The organism is Billgrantia kenyensis (assembly GCF_013697085.1).
In the GTDB taxonomy this organism is placed as follows: Bacteria; Pseudomonadota; Gammaproteobacteria; order Pseudomonadales; family Halomonadaceae; genus Halomonas; species Halomonas kenyensis.
This window is the reverse complement of sequence record NZ_JACEFT010000076.1, coordinates 1-1326: the sequence shown is the minus strand read 5'-3', so window position 1 is coordinate 1326 and position 1326 is coordinate 1. Positions and strand designations below refer to the sequence as shown.

General features: G+C 53.5%; 1 pseudogene. It reads right to left on the bottom strand.

What is annotated here, in order from left to right:
* Nucleotides 1-103 precede the first annotated feature (103 nt).
* A pseudogene (locus H1D44_RS20645) lies at nt 104-1255 on the bottom strand (IS1182 family transposase); the annotation flags it as partial.
* Nucleotides 1256-1326: the final 71 nt, after the last annotated feature.

Sequence of the window (1326 nt, the reverse complement as noted above, 5' to 3'; positions counted from 1 at the left end):
ATTCCGAGGTGCTCAAGAAATCAGTCGCTGGACCGGACACCCTTCAATAGTGTTGCGCTTGGGACTTGAGACCGCCCCCTTGAAAATATGAGAAAAAGGGCTGTTACGCCCTCGTAACCCTCATCAACTCATTGACTCCCAATATCTTTATGACACGCTTCAAGTTGTACGCCAACACATGAAGACTCATTTCCGTGCTCACATTTCTGAGCCGCTTCGTCGTGAAGTGTGTCGCCCCCATCCACGCCTTCAGCGTCCCAAACGGATGTTCCACTGTTTTTCGCCTCAGGCGCATCATCTCTGGATTCCAATCGAGTCGTGACTGCGCAGCCTCAAGCACATCTTCGTGCTCCCAACGCTTGATTCGTCGTTGCTTGTCAGTCGTGCATTTTTCTTTCATGGCGCAGGTTGCACATGCCGAACTCCAATAAGCATGCAGCTTCATCCCTTTATCTATTGTTTCATACCGCCATGTCAGTCGCTGTCCAGCGGGACAGGAATATTCATTTCTTTCAGGGAGATACCGAAATGCGTCTCTTGGGAAAAAGCCCTTTGCCTGGCTTGGCGATGTCAGCGGCTTGGGGAGATAGGTAGTGATCCCTTCCTTGTGACAGGCCAGAATCTCCTCGCCCTTGAAGTAGCCTCTATCAGCCACGACCTTCAGCTCCTTGATGCCAGTGGCCTCCCGCGCTTGCTTGGCCATGTTAGAGAGCTGCCCCCGGTCATGCCCGACGTTGGTCACCTCATGGGCCACAATCAAATGGTGCTGGCTATCGACCGCAGTCTGTACGTTGTAACCCACATTTCCGGTACCTCTGCCACTTGTGGCCATCGCTCTGGCATCCGGATCCGTCAAAGATACTTGCTGATCGGGAGACTTCAGCCTCTCTTCCTCAACTACTTGTAATCGAGCAGTTTCTTCCCGGAGCTTCGTGATCTTTTCCTTCAGGTGCGCTGTCTTGGCCTCGGCCAGAGCAGGCTCATCTCGGTCGGCAGCATCAAGCTGACCAAGGTACCGGTTGAAGCTTTCTTCGATCTGCTCAAGGCGACGTTTCATCTTGGTCGCCGTGAAATTTCGGTTGCGGTTGTTGACGGCTTTGAACTTGCTGCCATCAATGGCCACGATGGCTTGTGAGAACAGATCCAGCCGCCGGCAAAGCACGATGAACTCTCGACAGACACGGCGGATGGCCTCGCCGTTATCCTTTCGGAAGTCTGCGATCGTCTTGAAATCCGGTGTCAGGCGCTCCGTAAGCGCTCCACAAACCCCATCTTCTGCAGCTGATTAGCACGCGTCAGACTGGTGTCTCCTGATCCCAAGGAGGA